Raw genomic sequence first — 19,726 nt, 5'->3', positions numbered from 1 at the left:
CCGGTCGCGTCACCAGTAGAGGGTGCGGTATCGGATGCTGCCGCGAATCCGCCCGGCGAGATTCCCGGTGACCCACGTCCATTGACCCAGCCGGCGCCGTGACCACGCCCACGGCCATACCGGCGCCGTGCCGGCGACGACCGCGGCGTGGATCGGGAACCACCACCACCGTCGGCCCGGCGCCCCGTACTGTTTGGCGACCCGCGCCTCCTCGCGGCCGTACTCGACAGCCTGCGGCCAGGTCTCCCGCAGGCCCGTGCGAAACCGGTACGCCACCATCGCGTCCCGGGCGTAGCCGAACCGGTATCCCGCCGTCTGCACCCGCCAGCACAGCTCGACGTCGCTCGCGGCCGTGGGATACGACTCGTCCCAGCCCGCGACCGCGTCGAACACCGTCCGGCGGATGCCGAGGTTGCACCCGAAGGTGATGGGCAGGAAGCGGCCCATCACGAACGGCTCGTCCGGATCCGGCAGCGCGCGCCACGAAGCGACCACCGGATCGTTCAGGCTGTCCCGTTCCAGCGGGCCGCCGACGAGGTCGTGCTCCCGGCCGGCAGAGGCCATCGCCCGCACCCAGCCGGGGTACACCGCGTCGTCCTGATCGCAGTACGCGATGAAGTCGTACTCGGCGGCACGCGTCCCGACATTGCGTGCGTGAGAGGTGCCGGCGACGTCCGAGGAGTCGACCCGCCGCAGGCGCAGCCGTTCGCGCTCGGGGTACCGATCGAGGTACCGCTGCAGATCGGTGCTGCCCTCGTTGTCGCTCACGATCACCTCGAACGACCCCTCGTAGTCCTGCCGGGCAAGCGCATCGAGCTGGACGGCGAGGCCGGGCAACCCGCGGTAGTAGGCGATCACCACCGACACCGTCTTCGGGCGCTCACCTCGATTCCGGCGGCCGTGAGTTCGCCGACCGTTCGGGTATCCGCCTCTCCCAGCGCCGTATCCGCGAGGCGGGCGAGCACCAGCTGGAACTGCTCGACGACCCGCCGCGCGGTCCGCTCGGGGACGTGCCGCACCGGATACAGCAGCGTGCCGACGATGCCGTCGGGCACACCGTCGTCGAGCGTTCGCAGGAGCGCCATCTCGTACCGGTGCTTGGCGACGGTGTTCGCGAGCGGTTCCCGGCGCACCCGAACCGGACCGAGGTCGAGGTCGAGGCCCGCGGCGCCGGCTTCCGCCTCCTGAAGGATCAAGGTGGCGTCGAAGAACGGTGCCCCCACCGGACCGCCCGGATCCGGCGGCAGCCCGAACTCGTCACGCAGATCCGGAACGGAGAGGTCGGGATGGGCGAGTCCGCCCAGCAGCTGGTCCTGGACCCGGCGCACCAGGTCGGCGAAGCGGAGGTCTCCGGTCACCGACAAACGCATCGGAAGGTCCTCGGCGAGGTTGCCGATCACCCCGTCGAGCGCCGGATGCGCGCGATTGGCGTTGGCCGTGCCCACCCGCACCTCCGGCTCCCCCTGGATCTGCGCCAGCGTGACCGCGAACGCGGCCTGGAGCACCGCGAACAGCCCGGCCGACGCGGCGGCGGCGTAGTCCTCGATGTCGCGATGCAGTCCGGCGTCGACGCGGAACTCCACGGTCGCGCCCGCCGTGTCCCAGGTGCCGTGATCCGCGCCATGATCGGAATCGGTATCCGGGGTGCCCAGGCACGACCGCCAGTAGGCGGCCTGCCGCCGGTACTCGGCGGTGCGGGCGCCGGGCGTTCCCAGCACACCGGTTCGCCAGCGCGCGTAGTCGGTGAATCCCACCTCCGGCTCCGGCAGCGCCGGTACCGCACCGTGGCATCGCGCCGCGAACGCGGCGACGACATCGCGCATCAGTACCGACATCGAATGCCCGTCGGCACTCAGGTGATGGACCACGACCACGAGCACATGGGTCCGCCGGTCGAGCCGGAGCAGCCGGGCGCCGATCGGCCCGGTGCCCGCCAGGTCCAGCGGCGCCCAGGCGAACTCGGCGATCGCCGCGTCGATCCGGTCCGCCGCGACGTCGACGGGCCGCAGCGCGGCGCGCAGGAACCCGGCGATCTCCGTCACCGGTGCGAGGTGGATCTCCGGCCCGCGGCCGGTCGCCCGATACTTGGCCCGCAGCGCGTCGTGCCGTTCGACGACGTCGGCCAGCGCTTCCGCCAGCGCGTCGGTGTCCAGGTCACCGGTCAGCCGGATGGCGACCGGCACATTCCAGTCGTGGCCGCTCCCGGCACACACCGCCTCCCAGATCCGGCGCTGTGCCGGGGCGAGCGGGGCGGGACCGTCGTCGTCGGATCTCCGCAGTTCGGGGCCGGCAGCACCGTGTTGCGGCAGCGCCTCGACGGACCGGCAGAAGTCGCCGAGATCGACCGCCTCGAAGAGCAGCCGCACCGGCACCTGTCTGCCGAGTTCGGCCTCGATCCGGGCACAGACCCGCGTCGCCGACAGCGAGTTGCCCCCGAGGTCGAAGAAGCCGTCGGTGAGGCCGGCCCGCTCGGCGCCCGTCACGTCCGCGACGATCCGCGCCACCCGGACCTCGATCGCGGTGACCGGGGCGACGTACGTGCGCTCGCCGGCCGGCGGTTCCGGCAGCCGCGCGCGATCCACCTTGCCGTTCGCGTTGTACGGCAGCTCGTCGACGACGACGATGCGCGGCCTCAGGTACGCCGGAAGCCGGTGGCCCGCCTCCCGCGCCACCCGGTCGGCATCCACGGTCGTGCCCGCCACGAACGCCACCAGTTGCTCGCCGCCGCCGCGCGCATGCGTCGTCACCACGGCGTCGGTGACGCCGTCGCACTCGCGCAGCACCGCTTCGACCTCGCCGGGCTCGATGCGGAAGCCGTGCAGCTTCAACTGGTGGTCGGAACGGCCGAGGTAGGTCAGCAGCCCGTCCCGGCCGCGCCGGACCAGATCACCCGTGCGGTACATGCGCGCGCCCGGGTCGTACGGATCGGCGACGAACGACGACGCCGTGCGCGCCGGATCGCCGTGGTAGCCGCGCGCGAGCTGCACGCCACCGAGGTAGAGCTCTCCGGCCACGCCGTCGGGCACCGGATGCAGCCGCTCGTCGAGCACCCGCAGCGTGACCGACGGCTGGGCGGTGCCGATCGGGACGCGGCCGTCGGCGATCGGTGTCACCGCGTACCCGGTCACACTCACCGCGGTCTCGGTCGGCCCGTACAGATTGTGGATCTCGGTGCCCGTGCCGCCGTCGACGACGCGCGCCGCGAGTCCGGCCGGGAGTTCCTCGCCGATGCACAGCACGCTGCGCACGCACGACGGCAGCGCCCCGTACTCCAGCACCATCGCCAGGGCGGACGGCACGGTCGGCACGACGGTGATCCGGTGGTCGGCGAACGCCCGGCGCAGTGCCCGGCCGTCGCGTTCGATGCCGGACTCCCCCAGCACGATCCGCGCTCCGGTCCGCAGCGGCCACCAGTACTCCCAGACGGAGAGATCGAACCCGGCGGCGGTCCGCACCAGCACCGCGTCGTCGCCGGTGAGCCGGTACCGCTCCTGCATCCACCGCAGTTGCTCGCCGACAGCCCGGGCCGGCACGCTGACGCCCTTCGGGACTCCCGTCGACCCGGACGTGAACATCACGTAGGCGGGGCTCTCCGGTCGCGCTCTGCCGAGGAAGGTTTCCGGATCCACCGGCTCACCGGCCGCGAGGGCGTCGACATCGACGTCGTCGGCGCCCAGGACGAGCAGCGGCTCGACGGCGTGGAGGATCGCCTCGGCGCGCGCCGGTGCCGAGAGGTCGACCGGCACGTAGGCCGCCCCGGTGGAGGCCGTCGCGTACATCGCGACCAGCTGCGGAAGACCGCGCGGTGCGGTGAGGGCGATCGTGGTCTCCGGTCCGGCGCCGCGTGCGGCGAGGCGGGCCGCCAGGCGGAGGACGATCTGCGAGAACTGCCGGTACGAGAGAGTCCGGTCGCCGTCGACGACGGCCGGCACGTCCGGTGTACGCAGCGCCTGCCGGTGGAAGGCGTCGGCCAGGCCGCCGCAGTCTTCAGCGGGCCGCGGTGCGGCGGACCGCAGCCGCCGCGCGCTCGCCTTGTCGAGAAGTTCCAGATCGCCGATCGGGGTCTCCGGCGTGTCGACGAGTCCGGTCAGGACCCGGAGGTACTGCGCGGCCGTCTCCCGCGCGGTCTCCTCGTCGAACAGATCCGTGGCGTACTCCAGCTGCGCGAGCAGCCCGCCGGATCCGTCGGCGTCGGACAGCGTGAGGTGGAGGTCGAACTCGGCCACGTGCTGGTCGTCGTCGATCACCTCGACTTCGACGCCGGGCAGCGCGAGCCGCAGCGGTCCGATGTTCTGGAACGAGAGCGCCACCTGGAAGACCGGGTGATGCGCGGTGGTGCGCGGGACGTGCAGTGCGTCGACGACGCTGTCGAAGGGCACCGCGGCATCGGCGAAGCCGTGCAGGGCGGCGTCCTTGGCGACGGCGAGCGCCTGGGCGCCGGAGAGGTCCGGCGACAGCACCGTCCGCAGGGCGAGCATGTTGACGAACATCCCGACCATGGCGTCCAGGTGTTCCTCACCGCGGCCGGCCACCGGCGTGCCGATCACGACATCCCGGTTGTCGCCGAGCCTGCCGAGGAGCACGGCGAAGGCGGTGTGCGCCACCACGAACGGGGTCGCCCCGTGGCGGTGGGCGAACGACGTCACCCGGGTGTACAGCTCCGGGTCGACGGCGAACTCGACGCGCGCGCCGCGGCGCGACGGGTGCACCGGCCGGGGCCGGTCGACCGGGAGGTCGATCACCGCGGGCGCGCCGTCGAGGCGTTCTCGCCAGCGTTCCAGCTGACCGGCCGCGCTGGTCGCCAGCACCGCCCGCTGCCAGATCGCGTAGTCCGCGTATTGCACCGGCTGCTCACCGAACTCGGCCGTCCGCCCGGCGCGCCCGGCCCCGTAGGCCGCGGCGACCTCGCCCGCGAGCACTGTCATCGACAGGCCGTCGGCGCAGATGTGGTGCATGACCAGCGCGAACAGGTGCTCGCCGGTGCTCGGTGACGTCCAGAGCGTGGCACGCAGCGGCACCTCGCGGGTGACGTCGAAGCCGCGCCGCACGGTGGCGCGCAACGTCTCGGCGTCGGGCAGGCCGTACTTCACGGCGAGTGCGGCGCCCGTGTCCGTCGCGGGCAGCACCACCTGGCACGGGCCGTCGGGTCCGTCCGGATAGACGGTCCGCAACACCTCGTGACGCATCACGACGCGGTGCAGTGCCGCCGCGAACGCGTCCGCGTCGAGCTGCCCGCGGAACTTCAGCACCACCGGGATGTTCTCGGTCAGGGCATCGGAATCGAACCGGTTGAGGAACCACATCCGCTGCTGCGCGGGTGACAGCGGGACGCGCTCCGGGCGCGGCACCGCGCCGAGCGCGGGCACCGGTTCGCCGGACGAGTCCCTGAGGAGCGCGGCGAGTTCACGCGCGGTGGGCGCGGTGAACAGGTCACGCACCGAGAGACCGGCGCCGGAGGCCGCCCGGATCCGCGCCACCGCCTGCGCCGCGCTGAGCGAGTTGCCGCCCGCCGCGAAGAAGTCGTCGGTGACGCCGACCCGTTCGCGGCCGAGCAGTTCGGCGAAGACCGCGGTCACCAGTCGTTCGGTCTCGGTGACGGGCGCGACGAAACCGGTCTGCCCGAAGTCGGGAGCGGGCAGGGCACGCTCGTCCACCTTGCCGGAGACCGTCAGTGGCAGCGCATCGAGTTCGACGATCGCCGCGGGCACCGCGTACGACGGCAGCTGCGCGCGCAGGTGCTCGGTGAGACCCGTGCGGTCGAGTCCGTCCTCGCTCGTCACATAGGCGATGAGAGCGGTGACGCCGTCGGGTCCCGGCCGGCCGGTGACGGCCGCGGCCCGGACGCCCGGGAAGGTCCGCGCCGCCGCCTCGACCTCGCCGGTCTCGATGCGGTGGCCGCGGATCTTCAGCTGGCGGTCCACGCGTCCCAGATGGACGAGCTGGAGACCGCCGCGCCCGTCGGGGACCGCGCGGACCAGGTCGCCGGTGCGATAGCAGCGTTCGCCCGGGCGGCCGGACGGATCGGCGACGAACGCGCCGGCCGTCAGACCGGCGCGGCCGTGATAGCCGCGCGCCAGCCCCGGACCCGACAGATAGAGTTCGCCGTTCACGCCCGGCGGGCATTGTGTGAGGTCGACGTCGAGCACGCGGGCCCGCACCCCGGTGATCGCCGTGCCGATCGGCATCGGGTCGGTGTGGCCGGTGGCCAGGGGGCCGGTGAGCGTGGCCATCACCGTCGATTCGGTGGGCCCGTACGCGTTGAAGAAGCGCTTGCCGAGGCCGATCCAGTGCCGTGCCGTCGCCGGCGGGCACGCGTCGCCGCCGACGATCACCGTGGTGAGCCGCGGCAGCGGGTGGTCGACGGTGCCCAGCACCGCCGGGGTCAGGAAGGCGTGCGTGACGGCCCGATCGCGCAGCACCGCGGCGAGATCGTCGGCGCCGTACACGCCGGCCGGAACCACCACGGTGGTCGCGCCGGCGTCGGCGGCCAGCAGCAGTTCCAGGAGCGCGGCGTCGAAGCTCGGGGAGGCGAAGTGCAGTACACGACTCGATGCCCCGGCGCCGTACCGGCGCTGTTCGGCGGCGAACGACGCGAGGCCGCGGTGGCTCACCGCCACGGCCTTCGGGCGGCCGGTGGAACCCGAGGTGTAGATGAGGTAGGCGGTCTGGTCCGGGTGCCGCGGGGAGCGGAGTTCGGCGTCGTCGACGCGGCCGGCCGGGAGCGCATCGCGGTCGGCCCGCGTCCCCGGGTCGTCGAGGATCATCGCCGCCGCGGCGAGCGCGGGGTCGAGCGCGTCCAGGCACGACGCGTCGGCACAGGTGGTGACCACGATCGACGACGACGAGTCGCCCGCCATGAAGGCGATCCGCTCGGCCGGGTAGGCCGGATCGATCGGGACGAACGCCGCACCGGTGGCGGCGACCGCCCGCATGGCGATCACCGACCACGCCGAGCGGGACAGGCACAGCGCGACCACGGTCTCCGGTCCGGCGCCGCGGCGGATCAGCGCACGGGCCAACCGGTTGCCGTGCTCGGCGAATTCACGCGCGCCGAGGCCGTCGAGCCGCCAGCCGGGTGTGGTGAGAATGTCGTGCAGGTAGCGGGCCGGGGCCGCGACGGTCCCGGTCAGCGTCGCGAGGGCGGCGCGCTCGGCGGGCAGCAACGCGTCGAGCGTGGTCAGCGGCCGGGTGGGTTCGGCCGCCGCCTGCCGCAGGACGTGGACCAGACGGGCGAGCAGTGCCGCCGCCGTCTCCGGGCGGTACACGTCACCGCGGCGCACACTCAGTTCGAGGCCGCCGTCGGTGGTCGGCACCCCGGTGAACTCGTGGTCGAACCGGGCGACCGGCACGTCGACGTCCAGGGTGCCCGGGTGGCGGGCATCCTCGTCGACGGTCAGGGTGACGTGCACCAGCTGGTGGTCGGCGATGTCAAGGGCGTCGACGCCGCCGTGGTCCAGGGCACCGAGGATCTCGTCGCGCGAGCGCTCGACCACCTGCCCGAAGGTGTCGCCGGGGCGCAGCACGGTGCGCAGCGGCGCCATCGTGACGAGCATGCCGACCAGCTCGGCGACCCGCGGGTCGGTGCGGCCGGACAGCGGGGTGCCGATGATCAGGTCACGGCCGGATCCGCTGCGGCTCAACGTGATCGCGAGGGCCGCGTGCAGCACGGCGAACACCGAGGTGCGGGCGCCGTCGGCGACGGCGCGCAGCACCCCGGCCTCGGCGGCGTCCAGGGTCAGGCGGGTCACCTCGCCGGCCGCGGCCCCGTCGGCGGCGCCGTCCGGTTCGGGCGCCGACCGGAAGCCCGGATCGAGCGGTGCACCGGCGAGTCGTGCGCGCCAGTAATCGAGGTGCACGTCGGTCACCTGCCCGGCTCGGGTCAGCAGATGATCGGCGTAGTGGAGCGGCCGCGGCGTCCAGTCCGGCCGCTCCCCCGCCTGTCGTGCGCGGTAGGCCCGCTCGAGGTCGGCGGCCAGCACGCGCAGCGACCAGCCGTCGGCGGCGATGTGGTGGATCGCGAGCACGAGCACCGAGGAGTCGCCGTCCGGGCAGAGCACGACCCGCAGCGGCAGGTCCCGGGTCAGGTCGATCGGTGCGCCGAGGGCGGCCTCGAGCGCCCGCTCTTCGGCGGGCCGGTCCGCGGCGTCGTCGTCGATGACGGTGAGCAGCGTCGCCGGATCGCAGTCGGCGGTCTCGAGAATCGACTGGTGCGGGCCCCCATCGCCCTCCGGATAGACGGTGCGCAGCACCTCGTGGCGTTCGAGCACGTCACCGAGCGCCGCGGTCAGCGCGGCACGATCGAGCCGCCCGGGCAGGCGTACCGGCGCCACGATGAGGTAGGCGACCGACTCCGGGTCCTTGCGGTTGTGCAGCCACATCGGCAGTTGGGCGGGGGCGAGCGGGATCCGTGCCGGACGTGCGATCGGGTCCGCCGGGCTGGGCTGTTCCGGCTGTTCCCGCTGTTCCGGCGCGAGGCCATCGATCGTCGCGGCCACCGCGGCCGGGGTGCGACCGTCGAACACGGCCCGCACCGGGACCCGGACGCCGGTGCGCGCGGCGACGGCGGCGACCAGCCGGGTGGCGATCAGTGAATTGCCGCCGATCGCGAAGAAGTCGTCGTCGAGACTCGCCGACGGGCCGAGCAAGTCGTGCACGAGGTCCAGCACGAGCGCTTCGTGCGGGGTGGCCGCGGCGCGCGCCGGCGCCACCGGCCCCGTGTCCGTCGGTGCCGGCTGCGCGGCGCGGTCGACCTTGCCGTTGCGGGTGACCGGCAGTTCGCGATGGGTCAGAATGTGCGACGGCACGATGTGCTCGGGCAGGTGCGCGGCCAGATACGCGCGGAGTTCGGCCGCCTCGGCTCCGGAGTCCGCCACCGCGTGCGCGACGAGCCGTGGACCGACGTGCGGGTCCGCGGTCGCGACGACGACGGCCGCCCGCACGCGCGGATGCCGCTGCAGCACCGCCTCGATCTCACCGAGTTCGACGCGCTGGCCGCGGATCTTCACCTGGAAGTCGCCGCGGCCCAGGTAGTCGAGCACCGGGGCGCCGTCGGCGGTCTGGGTGCGCGACCACCGGACGAGGTCGCCGGTGCGGTAGAGCCGCGCGCCGTCGCCGAACGGCGACGCCACGAACCGGCTCGCGGTGAGGTCCGCGCGGCCGTGATAGCCGCGCGCCAGTTGCACACCGGCCAGGTACAGCTCGCCGGTGACCCCGGCGGGAACCGGCCGCAGACGCTCGTCGAGCACGTAGACGGCGGTGCCCGGCGTCGGCCGGCCGAGCGCGACCGATCGGTGCGAGACCAGGCCGGCGGCCCGCACCGCCAGCGCGGTGACGTCGACGGCGGCCTCGGTGGGCCCGTACAGGTTGTGCAGCCCGGCGCCGGTCCGCGCCAGGAGCGCCGCCGCGGACGCCGGGCCCAGGGCTTCACCGCTGGTGAAGACGAGGCGCAGGGACGGCGGGAGCGGGCCGCCGTCGCCGGAGGCGAGGAAGGCGTCGAGCATGGCGGGGACGAAGTGGACGACGGAGACGCGCTCGGCGGCGAGGAGGTCGGCTAGTTCGAGGGTGTCGCGATGGGCGCCGGGCGCGGCCAGGACCAGCCGCGCACCGGTGGCGACCGGCCAGAACAGCTCCCAGACCGAGACGTCGAAGGTGATCGGGGTCTTCTGCAGGACGGTGTCGGCGGCGCCGATCGGCGTGCGCGCCTGCATCCAGCCCAGCCTCGCCGCGATCGCTTCGTGACTGATGCTGACCGCCTTCGGTTCCCCGGTGGAGCCCGAGGTGAACAGCACGTACGCGGGATGCCCCGGCCGCAGCGGCGCACGCCGGTCGGCGTCGGTCACCGGTGCGTCGTCGTGGTCGTGGCAGGGGTCGGCGGCGTCGAGTACCGGGGCGGCGAGCCACAGCGGAAGGGCCCGTTGTCCGCGGGCGTCGGCGATCACGGCGACCGGCGCGGCCGTGGCCAGCATGCGCTCGAGGCGGGCGGCCGGCTGATCGGGGTCGAGCGGCACGTCCTTCGACGACGTCCACGCCCTGCGCGGAGTGTCGTTCGAGGTGCCCCGCGGAACCGTGCTGGGCATCCTCGGACCCAACGGCGCGGGCAAGACGACCCTGGTCGACATCCTGTGCACGCTGGCGCAGCCCGACGCCGGGACCGCCGTCGTCGCCGGGCACGACGTGGTGACCGACGGTGCCGGGGTCCGCGCGAGCATCTCACTGACCGGTCAGTACGCCGCGCTCGACGAAACCCTCAACGGCCGCGACAATCTGGTCTTCTTCGGCCGCATGCAGGGCCTGCGACGACGCGCCGCCGCGGCCCGCGCCGACGAACTGCTCGACCGCTTCGCCCTCGCCTACGCCGAGAAGCGCCCGGTCCACACCTACTCCGGCGGCATGCGGCGCCGGCTGGACATCGCCTGCGGGCTGGTCGTCGAACCGTCCGTCGTGTTCCTCGACGAGCCGACCACCGGCCTGGACCCGCGCAGCCGCCAGGAGGTGTGGGAGCTGGTCGAACTGCTCAAGAACGACGGCATCACCACCCTGCTGACCACCCAGTACCTGGAGGAGGCCGATCGGCTGAGCGACGACATCATAGTCCTCGATCGCGGCCGTGTGGTGGCGCACGGCACCGCCGCCGATCTCAAGGAGAGGGTGGGCGGCGTCGCCTGCGCGGTGGAACTGACCGAGCCGGGCGACACCGCGCGGTTCGCCGACGCGGTGAGCGCCGGACTCGGTCCGGGCCATCGCGTGGCCGTCGCCGAGCCGGGCCGGGTGAGCCTCGCCGCCCCCGACGGGGTCGACACCATGGCCGAGGTGATCGCGCTCGCCCGGGCCACCGGCATCGGGCTGCGCGACATCGGGCTGCGCAGCCCGTCGCTCGACGACGTCTTCTTCGCGCTCACCGACGACGCGGCCCCCGCGCCGAGCGCGGCATCGTGAGCCTCACCTGGCCCGACCGCGCCGACCCGGAGGTCGTCGCCACCGGCTGGACCTTCGGCAGGCAGTGGGCCGCGCTCACGGCCCGTGGTCTGCGGTCGGCGCACAAGCAGGGCGAGTTCACCATCGCCGTCGTCATGCCGATCGTCTTCGCGCTGGGCTTCTACCTGCCGCTGCGCCTCATCATGGCCGATCGGGGCGTCGACTACGGGCAGTTCCTGATGCCGATCATCGTGCTGCAGGCGGTGGCCTTCACCGCGGTCGCCGCCGCCCAGCGCGCCACCCTCGATCGGCTTCGCGGGATGACCCGGCGGCTGGCTTCGATGCCGGTGCGGCCGCTGGTCCCGCTGTCGGCACGGATGACCACCTCGCTGGTCCGGTCCGCGATCTCCATCACCGTCGCCCTGGTGTTCGGGACGCTGCTCGGCTTCTCGTTCGACGGCGGCCCCGTCGACACCGCAGGCTTCCTCGCGTTCTCCCTCGCGGTCGGCCTGGTCCTCGCGATCGGCGCGGACTCGCTCGGCCTCGTCGCCCGCAATCCCGAGTCCACCTCCCAGCTGCTGGTCCTCCCCCAGCTGGTCCTCGGCATGCTGTCGACCGGATTCGTACCCGAGTCGAGCTTCCCCGGCTGGGCGCAGCCGTTCGCGCGCAACCAGCCGATCTCCCATTTCGCGGCGACCATGCGCGATCTCGCCGCCGGCGATCCGCACTGGGCGACGGCCCGGCCGGCCCTGATCTGGCTGGCCGCGCTGGCCGCGGTGTTCATCGCCGCCGCTCACTACACCCAGACGCATCGGCGGTTGTACCCGTGACTCTGATCTTCCCCGCCCGCGACACCGCCGCCCCCGAGACGAGCGGCCGCTCCCTGGTGCGCGCGTCGGCGCTGCAGGCCGAGCGGATCGTCGTCAAATGGTGCACCGACATCCCGACGCTGCTCCAGTCGCTGCTCTTCCCGGCGGTGATGGTGCTGCTGTTCTGGCTGATCCTGGACCGCACGGTCAGCGACTACTCCGGCACCTCGCAGGCCTTCGGCATGGTGCCGATGGTGGCGCTGGTCGGGGCCATGAGCGGTTCGGCGATCAGCGGGCTCGGGCTGCGCCGGGAACGGACCAGCGGCCTGCTGTCGAAGATGTGGACGCTGCCCGTGCACCGCGCGTCGGCGATGACCGGCCGCCTCGCCGCCGAAGCGCTCCGGATCGTGGTGACGGTGAGCGCCGTCCTCGCCGTGGGCACGGTCATCGGTTTCCGGATCCAGACGGGTCCGGCCGGCTACCTCGCGATCATCGCGGTGGCGCTGATGTTCGGAGTGTCGTTCTCCATGATGGTCACCGCCCTGGCGCTCCGCGGCGGCGACTCCCGCATCGTCGAATGGGTCGCGATCGGCACCAATCTGGCGATGTTCTTCAACACCGGCTTCGTCCCGGCCTCGGCCTATCCCGCGTGGCTGCGGCCGATCGTCGAGTACCAGCCGCTCAGCTGCGCGGTCGACGCGATCAAGGGCCTCGCCACCGGCGGCCCGATCGCGCAGCCGTTGGTGTTGACGGTCGTCTGGTCGGTGGTGCTGCTCGCCGCGTTCACCCGGCCGACGCTCACCGGACCTGACTCGTGCCACTTTCGGGTGAGTTGGATCGGCGGGCTCTCGCTACCTGGGGTTTCGTTCTGATTTAGTGTCATTTTGGGTCACTAAATCAGGTGTCTACGATCGTCGGTGTGGGCCTGTTCGTCCGGAAGGTACGTACCGCGTCGGGTGCGACTGCGGTGCAGATCGTGTCGAAGGAACGCGGCGTGCGCCGGATCGTCGAGCACATCGGCTCGGCGCACACCGACGACGAGCTCGCTGCCCTACTCGAGGTCGCCGATACGAAGATCCACGCAGGTCAGCTCGCATTCGATCTGAACTCGCTGTCGCCGGCTAAGGTTTCTTCCATTCCGGAGGTCGCCGGTTCGCAGTCGCGTGTCCTGTGGGAAGTCCTCGACAACGCCTACCGTGATCTCGGGTTCGACCAGGTCGGTACCGAGACGTTCAAGCAGTTGGTGTTGGCGCGGATCGTCGAGCCGACCAGCAAAGCCGACACGATCCGCGTCCTGGCCGATCTCGGCGTTCGGTCGCCGTCGTCGCTGCGGACGATCTGGCGCACGCTCAATCGCAGCATCGCCGAGGACTGGCGCAGCCAGCTCGCCGCGGCAGCGTTCGCGCACGTCACCGCCGACGGCGCGCTGTCGATCGTGATGTACGACGTGACCACCTTGTACTTCGAGGCCGAGAACGAAGACCGGCTCCGCAAGGTCGGGATGAGCAAGGAACGGCGAGTCGATCCGCAGATCCTCATCGGGTTGTTGGTCGACCCGACCGGGTTCCCGCTGGAAGTACACGCCTTCGCCGGCAACCGCGGTGAGACGACGACCCTGCTTCCTGTGTTGAACGGGTTCCGCGAACGGCACGGACGAGCCGACGTGGTCGTTGTCGCTGACGCCGGTATGCTCTCGGCAGCGAACCTCAACGCGCTCGAGGAAGCCGGGTTCGACTTCATCGTCGGATCCCGAACCGGTTCAGCCCCAAGGGATCTGGCCGACCACTACGACCGGGTCGGGAACTTCTTCGCCGATGGCGCCACCGTCGAGACCACCCGGGAGATGGGAACCGGCCAGGCGAAGCGGACTCGGCGCGTCGTGTGGCACTACTCGCGGGCCCGCGAACGCCGCGACAACATCACCCTCAACAAGCAGATCGAGCGCGCGCAAGACATCGCCGAAGGACGACGGCCGCCGAAGAAGGACCGGTTCGTCTCCCTCGGCACCCGACCCGGCGTGAACTGGGATGCCGTGGAGAAGGCCCGCGAGTACCTCGGGCTGAAGGGCTACGTCACCAGCATCTCCACTGAGAAACTCGCTGGTGACAAGGTCATGGCCGCCTATCATGATCTGTTCAAGGTCGAGGCGTCGTTTCGGATGGCCAAGACCGACCTGAAAGCGCGGCCGATGTTCCATCACGAGCGTGACTCGATCGAGGCACACCTGACGATCGTGTTCGCCGCACTCGCAGTCACCCGACACCTGACCGAGACTTCCGGCTACTCGATCAAACGCATCATCACCGCGCTACGCCCAGTCCGGGATGTCATGATCCGGATCCGCGGCCAGCACGTCATGGCCGAAACACCGCTCGAGGGCGACGCCGCCGACATCGTCGCCAAGCTCCGAGAGTCAGCAGGGCACTAAAGTGGCACGAGTCAGGCCGGATACCGCCGCGCCGCCCAGCGCGGATAGCGCAGCGACTCCGCCGATGCCGCCCGTTTAGAGGCTTGGCTTCGAGGCTCCTCGGCTAGCGCCTCGTCACACCTCAGTCAGCGGGCTGGACAGGCTCCACTATCGAATCGGCCGTCTAGATGTACCAGCAGCGGTGGCGGAGGCTTCCCTTGATCCGGCCCAGCAGGTTGCCGGCCTGGAACAGCCAGCGGCCGGTCGGCACCCGGGTGATCGCCGTCGGGAGCAGCGGGTTCCGCAGCAGGAGATAGGCGATGACGTCGGCGGTCATGTACCAGGGCCGCTTCGGGAGTCCGTAGCCGCGGTATTCCGCGTACAGCCGGGCGTCGCCCTCCCCGCACATCACCGACTGGTCCCATATCCCGCGCAGCGTGTCCCGGAGGCGGTAGGCCACGAGTGCGTCCGGCGCGTGCCCTAGCACGCCGCCCGCCAACTGGATGCGGATGGTGAAGTCGGCGTCTTCGGCGCCGCGGTCGTATGCCGTATCGAAGCCGCCGACCTGCTCGAACCGGTCCTTCCACACCCCGAGATTGCAGGTCGGCGACACCCGCAGGAAGCCGAGGAACTCGTACGGCATCTCCGGCGGCAGCATCTGCCGCCAGCTCTGCGCGTCGGCACCGTTGAGCGAGTGCGTCTCGACCGCACCGCCGACGGCGCTGCAGCGCCGCCCGACGGCGGTCAGTTCGGTCAACCACCGCGGAGAGACGCGGTCGTCGTCATCGCAGAAGGCGAGGAAGTCGCCGTCGACGGCGGCCGCTCCGGCGTTGCGGGCGTAGGACGCACCGGCCGGGCCGGAGGCGTCGACCCAGCGCAGCGCGAGCCGCTGCGTCAGCGGGTGCCCGTCGAGGTGATCGCGGAGACCGTCGGTGGAGTTGTTGTCGGCGACGAGGACCTCGAACGGCCGATCATAGTCTTGCGCGGCGAGCGCGGCGAGCTGGCCGTCGATCACGTCGGCGCCGTTGTGCACCGGGATCACCACGGACACCAGTTCCGGCAGGCCGCGATCGGCCTCCGGGGGACGTTCGGGCCGACCGTGCGCCGTCGCACCCAGTCCGGCGCGGCGCAGGGTCCGCGGTGGAATCTTCCCGGTCTCCCCGCGCAACGCGGCGCGGGTGCCGGCGGCGCTCAGGTACACCCGCCGCAACCGGTGGGAACCGATGAGCATCGCACGGCCCCGGCTGAGCGTGTCCTTCGCGATCGACACGGCGCACCACAGCGGTTCGGCGACGCCGTAGCGCCGGTAGTGCGTCAGCCGGTTGCGGGCGATGTAGTAGTGCCGGAACGGCGCATCCTCGGAGAACTCGATCCCGGCGCCGTAGCCGCGAAGGACCGCGCGCAACGGGCGAGGCGGCATCCAGCGGGCGGGCGTGCCGAGCCGGTGCACGATCCGCGTGCCCGGCACGATCAGCGCGTGTCCCCCGTGCGCACGGGCCCGCAGATAGAACTCGGTCTCCACGCAGTCGATGAACAGTTCTTCCTCGAAGAGGCCGATCTCCTCGAACAGGCTCCGGGTGATCACCAGGCCCGACTGGATCGGCTCGAACGCCAGCGTCAGGCCCTTCTCGGCGAACCAGAACGGGGCGACGTCGTCGTTGATGCGGGCGGGCGAGACCATCACGCGGGTCAGGCCGAGGCCGGCCGCGAGATGCAGGTGGGCGACGGCCCGTTCGACGTAGTCGTCGTCGAGGTGGGTGTCCTGGTCGAGGGTGAGGACGGCGTCGGCGCCCTCGTCCAGTGCACGCCGGACGCCTCGGTTGAGCGTGTGGGCGATCCCGCGATTGGCCGGGTTCTCCAGGACGGTGGCGCCGAGGTCGGCGCAGGCGTCGAGCGCCCGCCGCGCCGGGCCGGTGGGCGCGGTCCGCAGCGAGGGCGAGCCGTCGTCGACGACGATGAGCGAGGCGACCTGCGGTATCGCCGCGCGCACCACCTCGACCAGTTCGGGCCCGGGCTCGAAGGCGGCGACGACCCCGATCACCCGGGTGCGCGGCGCGTCGGTCATCGGGCGGGCTCCTGCTCGTTGGTCTCGCGCTCGGCGATCGCGGCGCGCAGCGCCGCGGCGGTGGCGGTCACGTGCGGGGCACGCATCATGGAGTGATGGTGGCCGGGCACCCGGGTCACGGCGAGGTCGCCGGTGGTGATCGCCGCCCAGCGTTCGAGATCGTCGTGATTGTCGGTGGCCGCGATCAGCGTGACCCGGCCCGGATAGGGCGTCGGCCGGTGACGGCGCAGCAGCCGGCGGCCGAGATCCCAGAAGACGGTCCACTGCAGCGTGGTCGGGAGCCGCCAGAGTCCCGCCGTGGCGACCAGGAAGCGCATCGCGAGCGCGTTCCACCGGGCGGCGAGACCGCCGGGCTTCGCCGCGTCCGCGGTGTCGGCGCACGCTGCCACCTCGTCCCGCTCGGGCAACGCTGTGCGGGCGGCGGCGTCGGGTTCGAAGAGCGCGTCGAGTAGCACCACGCGGGTCACCTCGGCGCCGCGGGCACGCAGGATGGTCGCCGCTTCGAGGATCACGAACGCGCCGAAGGAGTATCCGGCGAGCAGGTAGGGGCCGCGCGGCTGTACCGAGAGGATGTCGTGCACGGCGCGCACCGCCGCCGCGCGCACGGATCGGTCGGCACGGCCGCGTCGTTCCAGGCCGTGCGCCTGGAGACCGTGGACCGGCCGGTCGCCGCCCAGTTCCCGGACCAGGGGCAGCAGACTCGCCGCCGGGCTGCCGGCTCCCGCGGCCAGGAACAGCGGGGTCCCGTCCCCGTCGCGCAGCCGGGTGAGCGAGCCGTCCGCCTGTGAGCGGCGGCGGTCCCGGTGAGCGGCGTCGAGCAGCCGGGCGAGTCCGGCGATGGTCGGATCGGCCGCGAAGCGGGAGGACGTGATCTCCACCAGCCAGCGATCGCGGATCTCGGTGAGCATGGTCGCCGCGGCGAGGGAGTCACCGCCGAGCGAGACGAAGTCCTCGTTCCGCCCGACGGTGTCGAGGCCGAGGACATCGCACCACAGGTGCAGCAGCGCCGCCTCGGTGGGACCGCGCACCGGCTCCGGATCACGCGCGGCCGGTGGGGGCAGTGCGGCGCGATCGATCTTGCCGCGCTCGGTGCGCGGGAGTTCGGCGAGTACGACGACGTCGCGCGGAATCATCCAGGGCGCCAGCGTCTTTCCCAGTGCGGTCCGGATCTCGGCGGGCGACGGCGACCACTTCTCGCGGTCGACGGCCACGTGCGCGATCAGCCGCCCGGCGTCGGCGGTCACCACGGCGTCGACCGTCCACGGCAACGCGCGGATCGCCGTCTCGACCTCGATCGGCTCCACCAGGTAGCCGCGGATCTTGACCGCGTCGTCGCGGCGGCCGAGCAGATGGAGTTCGCCGTGCGTATCGAATCGGCCGAGGTCGCCGGTGCGCAGTACCGTCCGGCCCTCGCTCGCCGGACGGAAACGACGGGCCGTGCGCTCCGGATCGCCGTGGTAGCGCAGGGCCAGATGCGCCGATTCGACGGTCACCTCCCCGGTGACGCCGGGTGGCACCTCGGCACCGTCGGCGTCGACGATGCGCACGGTCTTGTCCGCGGCGGGACGGCCGACGGGCAGCGGACCGGTGGGCAGCGGCCGCCCGGGCGGAAAGCGGTTGAAGGCGAGATTCCCGGCTTCCGACGAGCCCGACCAGCTGCAGAACACGCCGTCGGCGGGCAGCAGCGTCGCGCGCAGGGCGGCGACGTCGGTGCTGTACACCGGCTCGCCGCAGGTGGTCGCCAGCCGCAACTCCGGCAGCGCGCCGGGCGCGTTCGGCCCGCCCAGCCAGGACCGCAGGAGTGACGGGGTGCAGTGCAGCGTCGTCGCCGGGTGCAGCGACAGCCAGTCGTGCACGCCGGCGGCGGTCCGGCGGCGCACGTCCCACAGCAGCACGCCTGCGCCGTTCAGCAGCGGCATGAGCAGGGCGTCCAGTCCCGCGCCGAAACTCAGCGGCAGGAGCACCGCGGCGGCGTCGCCGGGCCCGAGGCCGAGCACGTCGTGCCCGTCGCGGGCCTGGTTGACCCAGCTTCGCTGTCCGTGCACGACGCCCTTGGGGGCGCCGGTGGAGCCGGAGGTGAAGACGATGACGGCCGGCTGATCCGGCTCGGGGTCGGGCACCGCGCCGCCGGACGGTGGCAGTTCGGCGATCTGGGCCGGACTCAGTTCGAGCGCACCGGAGAGCCGCAGGATGTGGTCCCGGCGCTCGGTGGGCAAGAAGGGATCGAGCACCACGAGCGGCCGGCCGGAGCAGAGGACGGCGAGGATCGCGATCGCCGACTCGACGTCGGATTCGGTCGTGACCGCCACCGGTCGTCCCGGTTCACCGACGGCGGCGGCGACGGCCCGTGCGCGTTCCGCGGAACGCTCCCCCGCCTCGGCGAAGGACACCGACGCCTCGGGCGTGACGAGTGCTGGCGCATCCCCGCGCTCGGCCGCCACGGCGAGCCAGCGGCCCGCGGTCGTCGCCCGGTCGAGCGACGCGGTCATGAGTGCAGGCCGGCGGCGATCGTCGGCCACGAGCGCTTGAGCTCGTCGCGCCAGTAGTTCCAGGAGTGGGTGCCGGTCGCCGGGAGGTGCACCTGTGCCGGGATGTGCAACTCGCGCAGACGCGCGGCCATCCGGTCGGTGCAGTAGCGGACGGCGAATTCCAGGGCCCCGCCGACCAGGATCTGGTCGGCGAGCGGGGGTGCGCCGGGCGCCTGTTCCTGCGGCGTGTCGTACCGGCCGGGCAGACCGCTGCCGCTGGACAGGTAGATCCGCGAGCCGCGGAGCTTCGCCGCGTTGAGATACGGGTCGTTCCGGCGCCAGGCCGGCGAGGCCGGACCGCCCCACATGTTGGTCGCGTCCGCGCTCGAGGCGGTGTAGACGATCCCGCGGACCGCGGCCTGCCCCTCGGGGGTGCTGGTGAGTGCGCATCCGCTGTACGACGCGACCGTGCGGTACAGGCCGGGCGCGGCGATCGCGAGGTTGAGGACCGACGTGCCCGACATCGACAGTCCGGCGATCGCATTGCGCCCGCTGCTGTTCAGCGCGGCGTCGAGCACCGGCGGCAGTTCCTTGGTCAGGAAGGTCTGCCACATCGGCTTGCCGAGCTTGCTGTCGGCGCTCTGCCAGTCCGTGTAGTAGCTGCCGCGGCCCTTCTCGGGAATGACGACGTTGACCCGCTTGCCGTCGAAGAACTTCTGCGCGTCGGTCTGCGCCAGCCAGTTGGCGCCGTCCTCGCCGCCGCCCGCCCCGTTGAGGAGGTACAGGGTCGGCGCTCCGGCCGCGTCGGTGCGCGGCCGGAGCAGCAGGAACGGAATGTCGTGACCCATCGCCGGCGAGCGCACGACGACCCGCCAGAGATTCTGGTCGAGGTGGGTCAGCGAGACCACCTGCGCCCCGGCCGCCCGGGCCGGCGCCGCCGTGGAGATCATCGTGCCGAACAGCAGCGAAACCAGCAGGAGGACGAGAGGAAGCCGACGGCGACCCGAGAACACAGCCTTCATAGTGTAGGTCAGCCTACACTTGCATAGGTTTACCTAACCTA

9 protein-coding genes are annotated in these 19,726 nt (G+C 72.3%); 4 read left to right on the top strand and 5 right to left on the bottom strand.

All coding sequences use genetic code 11. The features are described 5' to 3' along the window. Window positions 1–9: 9 nt before the first annotated feature. Together MYK68_RS04975 and MYK68_RS04970 are read right to left on the bottom strand one after the other, a co-directional pair. Window positions 10–858, bottom strand: coding sequence for a glycosyltransferase family 2 protein (locus MYK68_RS04975; RefSeq protein WP_247866596.1), 849 nt, complete (start codon window positions 856–858; stop codon window positions 10–12). Continuing rightward, window positions 855–10,076 carry a non-ribosomal peptide synthetase gene (locus MYK68_RS04970; protein ID WP_247866595.1) on the bottom strand — a complete coding sequence of 3,074 codons (9,222 nt, stop codon included), beginning with the start codon at window positions 10,074–10,076 and terminating at the stop codon, window positions 855–857. The genes MYK68_RS04975 and MYK68_RS04970 overlap by 4 nt, the downstream gene beginning before the upstream one ends. Here MYK68_RS04970 and MYK68_RS04965 point away from each other — a divergent pair. Genes MYK68_RS04965 through MYK68_RS04950 form a run of 4 tightly spaced genes read left to right on the top strand, consistent with a single transcriptional unit; the run spans window position 10,030 to window position 14,151 of the window. Continuing rightward, window positions 10,030–10,935: an ATP-binding cassette domain-containing protein gene (locus tag MYK68_RS04965; RefSeq protein WP_247867931.1), complete on the top strand. Its 906-nt coding sequence runs from the start codon at window positions 10,030–10,032 to the stop codon at window positions 10,933–10,935. The two genes, MYK68_RS04970 and MYK68_RS04965, sit on opposite strands and share 47 nt — an antisense overlap. Continuing rightward, a complete protein-coding gene (locus MYK68_RS04960) occupies window positions 10,932–11,744 on the top strand; it encodes an ABC transporter permease (RefSeq protein WP_247866594.1) in 813 nt (270 codons plus the stop codon). Before MYK68_RS04965 ends, MYK68_RS04960 begins: the two co-directional genes overlap by 4 nt. Then, window positions 11,741–12,595 (top strand): ABC transporter permease, encoded by an 855-nt coding sequence (locus tag MYK68_RS04955; protein WP_247866593.1) that lies wholly within the window; start codon window positions 11,741–11,743, stop codon window positions 12,593–12,595. The genes MYK68_RS04960 and MYK68_RS04955 overlap by 4 nt, the downstream gene beginning before the upstream one ends. Window positions 12,596–12,642: 47 nt before the next feature. Next, window positions 12,643–14,151 (top strand): IS1634 family transposase, encoded by a 1,509-nt coding sequence (locus tag MYK68_RS04950; protein ID WP_502798321.1) that lies wholly within the window; start codon window positions 12,643–12,645, stop codon window positions 14,149–14,151. A gap of 163 nt (window positions 14,152–14,314) precedes the next feature. Here MYK68_RS04950 and MYK68_RS04945 read toward each other — a convergent pair whose 3' ends face one another. From MYK68_RS04945 to MYK68_RS04935, 3 genes are read right to left on the bottom strand one after another with little or no spacing between them, the layout of a single operon-like run. Continuing rightward, window positions 14,315–16,195: a glycosyltransferase family 2 protein gene (locus MYK68_RS04945; RefSeq protein WP_247866591.1), complete on the bottom strand. Its 1,881-nt coding sequence runs from the start codon at window positions 16,193–16,195 to the stop codon at window positions 14,315–14,317. Then, window positions 16,192–18,684, bottom strand: a complete 2,493-nt coding sequence (locus tag MYK68_RS04940) for an AMP-binding protein (protein WP_247866590.1) — start codon at window positions 18,682–18,684, stop codon at window positions 16,192–16,194. The genes MYK68_RS04945 and MYK68_RS04940 overlap by 4 nt, the downstream gene beginning before the upstream one ends. Next, window positions 18,681–19,685 carry an alpha/beta hydrolase gene (locus MYK68_RS04935; protein ID WP_247866589.1) on the bottom strand — a complete coding sequence of 335 codons (1,005 nt, stop codon included), beginning with the start codon at window positions 19,683–19,685 and terminating at the stop codon, window positions 18,681–18,683. The genes MYK68_RS04940 and MYK68_RS04935 overlap by 4 nt, the downstream gene beginning before the upstream one ends. Window positions 19,686–19,726: the final 41 nt, after the last annotated feature.

This window comes from Gordonia sp. PP30 (assembly GCF_023100845.1).
Classification (GTDB): domain Bacteria; phylum Actinomycetota; class Actinomycetes; order Mycobacteriales; family Mycobacteriaceae; genus Gordonia.
This window is presented reverse-complemented; position numbering and strand designations above follow the sequence as displayed.

Coding starts and splice junctions, on each gene's coding strand:
- MYK68_RS04940 (WP_247866590.1), bottom strand. CDS start 18,684: ATGACCGCGTCGCTCGACCGGGCGACGACCGCGGGCCGCTGGCTCGCC.
- MYK68_RS04935 (WP_247866589.1), bottom strand. CDS start 19,685: ATGAAGGCTGTGTTCTCGGGTCGCCGTCGGCTTCCTCTCGTCCTCCTG.
- MYK68_RS04970 (WP_247866595.1), bottom strand. CDS start 10,076: ATGCCCAGCACGGTTCCGCGGGGCACCTCGAACGACACTCCGCGCAGG.
- MYK68_RS04945 (WP_247866591.1), bottom strand. CDS start 16,195: ATGACCGACGCGCCGCGCACCCGGGTGATCGGGGTCGTCGCCGCCTTC.